We start from the raw sequence: 6,521 nt of genomic DNA on the forward strand, positions 1-6,521 counted from the left end.
GTTTGTAGCCGTAACTTTGGTTACAGCCTTTGCTCTTGGCAAATAAGTCATAGGTTAAATGCTGATGATCGCGAAGCTTAAACTGGGGTTGTTCAATAAATAATTGTGTTTGTAAATTATCTAACACTTTTTGCACCCTGCTGTGAAATTGTGCCGAGCTTGCGCGTAAATCATCACCGGTAGCTAAAAATAACAAGCGAATTTTTTTACTTTTAAAAGTAGGGGTGTAGTGTAGTTTGTGCGCCTCGTGGTAACGCGGGTTGTAAAAAAACAACATTTGCTTAGCTGTTTCTAATTGATACGACTCATCATGAAATCTGACAACGGGTAATTTGTCGTTAGCGAGTAGGTGTACATTATGTAGCTCGTATTCATCACAGCTTGCAAATAGTTGCTTGGCAATGCGGGTATAGCAACTATCGATATCGCTAAAACTAGTGTAAAAGTCATCAGTGGGTGTAATTTCAGCGAGTAAATAGTGATTAGCTCGCGCATTTGTTGGTATATAAACTCTGTGTTGTGTAGAACTGGCCATCTTTGAATCCTTTTAAGGAGCTTAAGTTTAGGTACTATAAATGCCTTTCATGACTCAAATATTGCGCTAAAACAAATTTAAGTAATAAACTAATGCACCATTGCCATAATAACTAGAATAAACCCGCATCTAGTGCTGTATGTTAGTGTTTGTTTTTGTAATAATGCATTAGTTTTGTTATCACGAATATTCAGAGGATCGCACTCCTATGGCGGAAATTGAGAATCGCCCAAGTAACTTTATAAGAACTCGAATTGATGAAGATTTAGCAAGTGGCAAACATGCAACTACGCATACACGTTTTCCACCTGAACCAAATGGCTTTTTACATATTGGCCATGCAAAATCAATTTGTTTGAATTTTGGCATTGCAAAAGATTACGATGGTTTATGTAACCTACGTTTTGATGATACAAACCCAGAAAAAGAAGATATTAACTACGTTAATTCAATCAAAGAAGACGTGCAGTGGTTAGGCTTCAACTGGAGCGGTGAGATAAAATATTCGTCAAACTATTTTGATACCCTATACGGCTATGCAGTAGAGCTTATTGAAAAAGGCTTAGCGTACGTTTGTTTTTTAACGGCCGATCAAGCGCGTGAGTATCGCGGTACGTTAAAAGAGCCGGGTAAAAATAGCCCATACAGAGACACCTCAGTAGAAGAAAACCTCGCCTTGTTTGAAAAAATGCGCACGGGTGAATTCAAAGAAGGTGAGTGTGTTCTACGCGCTAAAATTGATATGGCAAGCTCATTTATGGTGCTTCGCGATCCAATTATTTATCGCGTTCGTTTTGCTCATCACCATCAAACAGGTGACAAGTGGTGCATTTACCCAATGTATGACTTCACACATTGTATTTCTGATGCGCTTGAGGGAATAACCCATTCATTGTGTACACTTGAGTTTCAAGATAACCGTCGTTTATACGACTGGGTACTTGATAACATCAGCCTTGAATGCCACCCACAGCAAATTGAGTTTTCGCGCTTAAATCTTGAATACACAATTATGTCTAAGCGTAAGCTAAACGATTTAGTTGTAAATAACTATGTAGAAGGGTGGGATGACCCACGTATGCCAACTATTGCTGGTTTACGTCGTCGTGGTTATACACCGGCTTCAATACGTGAGTTCTGTTTACGTATCGGTGTGACTAAGCAAGAAAACATGGTTGAAATGGGCATGCTTGAAGCGTGTATCCGTGAAGACTTAAATGAAAACGCACCACGTGCAATGGCAGTACTCGATCCAGTTAAAGTTGTAATAGAAAACTTTGATGCAGAAAAAGTAGAAACATTGTCGGTAGCTAACCACCCTAATAAAGAAGAAATGGGGCGTCGTGAAGTACCGTTTACTCGTGAGCTTTTCATTGAGCGTGAAGATTTCCGCGAAGAAGCGAATAATAAATTTAAACGCTTAGTACTTGATAAAGAAGTACGCTTACGTGGTGCTTATGTAATTAAGGCCCAGCGTGTAGAAAAAGATGAAAATGGTGAAATTACCACTATTTACTGTACTTACGACAACGAAACACTAGGTAAAAACCCAAGTGACGGTCGTAAAGTCAAAGGGGTTATTCATTGGGTTTCTGCGCCTGAGTCGGTTAATGCAGAAGTTAGATTGTATGACCGTTTATTTAATGTACCAAACCCAGGTGCAGCTGAAGAGTTCGAATCGACACTTAACCCTGATTCGTTAGTTGTATTAGAAAATGCAAAACTAGAAGCATCGCTTGCTAAAGCCGAACCGGCTCAAGGCTTCCAGTTTGAGCGTACTGGCTATTTCTCACGTGATACAAAGTCAGAAAATTTAGTATTCAATCAAACGGTTGGTCTTAGAGATTCATGGGCTAAAATCGAGAAGCAGTAACGCTTTAAAATACCAATTTGCATAATATATTATTATTGCAAATTGGTATTAAACACAGTTTAAATGTTTAATTTTAAGCACAAAAAAACCTGCAATAGCAGGTTTTTTTATTACTATAGCGCGTTATTAGCTATTTGAGTCGCTAAATGCTTTACACGCTGCTTTGTCTTGACACTCACCGTATAGGTATAAAGAGTGATTTGTTAGTGTAATACCGTTTTCTTCGGCTATTTCTAACTGGCGACGTTCAATTAAGTCATCTTCAAATTCAACAACTTTGCCACATTTTAAACACACTAGGTGGTCGTGGTGAGTGCTGCCAGAAAGTTCAAATACTGACTTTCCGCCTTCAAAATGGTGACGGCTTACAATACCTGCGTCATCAAATTGGTTTAATACACGGTAAACAGTCGCAAGACCAATTTCTTCACCTAAATCTAAAAGAATTTTGTATACATCTTCAGCGCTGATGTGTTGGTTATCTGGAGATTGTAGAATTTCTAAGATTTTAATACGCGGTAAAGTTACTTTTAAACCGGCTTTTTTAAGTTCCAAGTTATGATCAGTCATTAAATCTGTCTCAAATTTGTTTGGTTATACTAGACATCTCTTACAGATGCACACGACACATTAGCAATAACAAGGATAACGCGCCTAAGCACTGAGTGCAAAGAACAATTGATCAATTTTGCTATTAATTCTAAAGTCGCTAACTGTTTGATAATTATTTAAACAGTTAGCGATAAAAGAGGGGGAGGTTAGTCTGCTAGTTCGCTTAAGCACATTTCATCATATACTTGTGCGCACCATGCTTTAACACGTTGTTCTGTTAATTCAGGTTGGCGGTCTTCATCAATACCTAAGCCTACAAAGTGCGTATCATCAGCCATACCTTTAGATGCTTCAAAGTCGTAGCCTTCACTCGACCAATGGCCAACCACAATAGCACCGCGCTCGGTAACGATATCGTTGATCATACCCATAGCGTCTAAAAAGTATTCTGCGTAGTCTTCTTGGTCGCCACAACCAAAAATAGCCACTAGCTTACCTTCAAAGTCTACTTCTTCAAGCTCAGGGAAAAAGTCATCCCAATCACATTGTGCTTCACCGTAGTACCAAGTAGGAATACCGAATAAGATTAAATCGAACTCTGCAATCTCTTCTTTAGAGCTTTTTGCAATATCGTGTACAGCCACAAGCTTTTTACCCAATTCTTTTTGGATCATTTTTGCTACGTGTTCTGTATTACCTGTGTCACTTCCGAAAAAAATGCCTACACTTGCCATGGACTTCAAACCTTTTATCTATCAATAGCCAATCTTTCTTGTAAAATTGTTTCAATCAGCGCACTACGGCTAATATTTTGTGCATCTGCCATATCACTCAGTGCCTGATATAACTGTGATGAAACTTTAAATTCTACACGCTTTAAACCGCGTGCTTTATCTCGTTTTATTTGATTACGTTTATTAACCTTTAACTGCATATCCCTTGGTAAAGGGTTCGTTTTAGGCCTGCCTGGGCGCTTTTCGTATTCAAATAAATCGGGAGTTGTTCTATCTGTTTCTGACTTCGCCATGCCTAACCTACACCTGCACCTTGCCAAAAAACTTGTATAAGTCCTTTCGCAATAAAGCCAGAACACCCTAAAAAGAGGACGCCCCACACAATGTAGCGACCAAACTTAGGTACGTTACCACTATTAAGTACGTCTTTAATTGCCAGGCCGATGAATACAAAAATACCGGCTAAGCCAAAGTACAACCCTAGGGTATCAAATTCGTTAATAAACTGACTGACCATCAACGTATAACCTTTAAATTAAACGGCGCGTACTATAGCATATAAATATGCATTAATTTAGTACGGATAACCAAAAACACATGATTAAAATTGCATTAAAGCCCTGTTAAAAAGTCATTTATTGCTTTATTAACTGCAGCGGGTTTTTGTGCATGAAGCCAATGTCCTGCACCGTGTATAATTTTTGCTCGTGTATTTTTAAAGCGCTTTGTTATTTCATCGCGGTATTCTGGCAGTATGTAATCAGAATCGTTACCTTTGATAAACAAAGTATCGCACAAACAAGAATTGTTTTCATTAACATTGGCTGTGATTGTCGAATATTTTTCATCAAGTACATCTAAATTAAATCGCCATTTGAACTGTCCATCGTCGTTTTTAGCTAAGCTTTTTAGTAAAAACTGCCTAACACCTAGCTCATTAATGTACTCGCTCATAAAAGCATCAGCTTGTTTTCTATCAGTAACCTGGCTAGTTGCCACTTTTTTTAGTGCATTAATAATTTGTGTGTGGCGGGCAGGGTAACGCACAGGGGCAATATCAAGTACCACCAGCTTATTTACTTTTTGGCTATGCATTAGCGCCACTTCCATCGCCACTTTACCGCCCATTGAATGGCCAATCAGGTGCGCATTGTTAATATTTAACGCGTTCATTAGCTCAACAATATCTGCGGCCATTGCAGGGTAGTTCATTTCATTACTGTGCGGTGAAGCGCCATGGTTACGCAAATCTACATTCGTTACCCTAAAGTGCTCGCTCAATGGTTTTGCAATAACATTTAGGTTTTCTAAAGAGCCAAATAAACCATGAATGATCACTACATCCGGACCTTCACCGTATTGTTTATAGTTTAATAGCATGACCGCCTCCTAAAATTTTGGCTTAGTTTGCCGAGCATTGCCCTAAAAAGCAAAAGATATAACGGTTAACTGCTCTGCACGCGCCTTTTATGGGGTAACACCGTTTATTTTTACGCCAGTTATGGGCTCTTTTGTGTTACCAGCCTAATGGAGATAATAATATGGGTAGTACTTTTAAAAGCTGTTAATTACTACATTGGGTTTATAAGCAAATAATCAACACACCTTTATTAGCGCGTTTATAGGTTATGTTTCACGGCAAGATCATTATAAATTGAACTTATAGAGCAAGTAGTGATCAGATCAAGGCATAATAATTACTTGGTCGCATAAATATGAGCACTACTTTTCTGAAACATTTTAATTCAATTACAGATCCTCGCATTGAACGTTGTAAAAAGCATGAACTTATCGATATTCTTCTCCTTGCTATTAGCGCTGTACTCTCTGGTGCAGAAGGATGGGAAGATATTGAAGACTTTGGGCACCTAAAGCTTGATTGGTTAAAAAAATACGGTACGTTCAACGCAGGAATTCCAAAACATGACACGATTGCTCGCGTCATGTGTCGGTTAAAAGCAAATGAAATAGAAAGGGCATTTCAATCTTGGATATCATCACTGATTGAAACCACAGGTGCAGATATCATCGCTATCGATGGCAAAACCGCACGACGTTCATTTACCACAAAAGACAGAAAAAGTGCCTTACACACGGTCAGTGCATGGAGTTGCCAACACCAGTTAGTGCTTGGGCAGACGGCTGTTGATAATAAAACAAATGAAATCACCGCAATACCAGAATTACTCACCCTGCTCGATATTGAAAACAGTATCATTACGTTAGATGCGATGGGATGCCAACAAGAAATAGCAAAACAAATCATCCAACAAAAAGCAGATTATATTCTTGCACTTAAAGGTAATCATTCAGGCATGCAAAAGGAACTAGAAGCGTGGTGGCACAAGTGCGAGCGTGAAAGGTTAACTCAGCATAATTGTGATGAATATACCGAAATAAGCTCAGGACATGGGCGTGTTGAAACACGTACATGCCAGCAGTTACTTATAGATAAAAGCTGGTTAGGCAAGGATTATCGTTGGCCTGGCTTAACGAGTATTATTAAGGTCAGGGCTGAAGTTCATGATAAGTCGGCAGGGTCGGATACCACTGAAACACGCTGGTATATAAGTTCATTAGACTTAAATGCAGCGCAAGCACTCAATGCGGTACGCAGTCACTGGCAGGTTGAAAGCATGCATTGGATGCTTGATATGAACTTCAGAGAAGATGAATCGAGAATACGCAAACTTCAAGGGCCATTAATGTTTAATGTAATGCGAAAGATAGCCATGGCGCTTTTTAAACAAGATACATCTAAGTCAGCTAGTATGGCGAGGAAAAAGAAAATGGCAGGGCTAGACGATGATTACCGCTCAACCCTGTT

Annotated in this window: 8 protein-coding genes; 2 read left to right on the forward strand and 6 right to left on the reverse strand. The window is 39.1% G+C overall.

The genetic code is table 11. The annotated features are described in order from the left end of the window. On the reverse strand, positions 1 to 535 hold a 535-nt coding region (locus tag L650_RS0106010; protein ID WP_029772528.1), incomplete at its 3' end, for a DUF3083 family protein. 208 nt (positions 536 to 743) lie between these two features. Between L650_RS0106010 and glnS the strand changes: the two genes are divergently transcribed. Then, positions 744 to 2,408 (forward strand): glutamine--tRNA ligase, encoded by a 1,665-nt coding sequence (gene glnS / locus L650_RS0106015; protein ID WP_029772529.1) that lies wholly within the window; start codon positions 744 to 746, stop codon positions 2,406 to 2,408. A 126-nt stretch (positions 2,409 to 2,534) separates the two neighbouring features. Here glnS and fur read toward each other — a convergent pair whose 3' ends face one another. The 5 genes from fur to L650_RS0106040 all read right to left on the reverse strand — a co-directional run bounded on the left by fur (position 2,535) and on the right by L650_RS0106040 (position 5,074). Then, positions 2,535 to 2,978 carry a ferric iron uptake transcriptional regulator gene (gene fur, locus L650_RS0106020; RefSeq protein WP_004586675.1) on the reverse strand — a complete coding sequence of 148 codons (444 nt, stop codon included), beginning with the start codon at positions 2,976 to 2,978 and terminating at the stop codon, positions 2,535 to 2,537. Positions 2,979 to 3,166: 188 nt separating this feature from the next. After that, on the reverse strand, positions 3,167 to 3,694 hold the full coding sequence (gene fldA / locus L650_RS0106025) for a flavodoxin FldA (protein WP_004586674.1): 528 nt from the start codon (positions 3,692 to 3,694) through the stop codon (positions 3,167 to 3,169). Positions 3,695 to 3,708: 14 nt separating this feature from the next. Next, positions 3,709 to 3,987, reverse strand: coding sequence for a LexA regulated protein (gene ybfE / locus L650_RS0106030; RefSeq protein WP_004586673.1), 279 nt, complete (start codon positions 3,985 to 3,987; stop codon positions 3,709 to 3,711). Between the two features lie 2 nt (positions 3,988 to 3,989). Next, a complete protein-coding gene (locus L650_RS0106035; RefSeq protein WP_004586672.1) occupies positions 3,990 to 4,211 on the reverse strand; it encodes a DUF2788 domain-containing protein in 222 nt (73 codons plus the stop codon). A gap of 95 nt (positions 4,212 to 4,306) precedes the next feature. Then, the gene (locus L650_RS0106040; RefSeq protein ID WP_029772530.1) at positions 4,307 to 5,074 is read right to left on the reverse strand and encodes an alpha/beta fold hydrolase; all 768 of its coding nucleotides are present in this window, start codon (positions 5,072 to 5,074) and stop codon (positions 4,307 to 4,309) included. Between the two features lie 335 nt (positions 5,075 to 5,409). Here L650_RS0106040 and L650_RS0106045 point away from each other — a divergent pair. Further along, a partial coding sequence (locus L650_RS0106045; RefSeq protein ID WP_029771904.1) for an ISAs1 family transposase occupies positions 5,410 to 6,521 on the forward strand: 1,112 nt, incomplete at its 3' end.

The organism is Pseudoalteromonas sp. TB51, from assembly GCF_000498055.1.
In the GTDB taxonomy this organism is placed as follows: domain Bacteria; phylum Pseudomonadota; class Gammaproteobacteria; order Enterobacterales; family Alteromonadaceae; genus Pseudoalteromonas; species Pseudoalteromonas atlantica.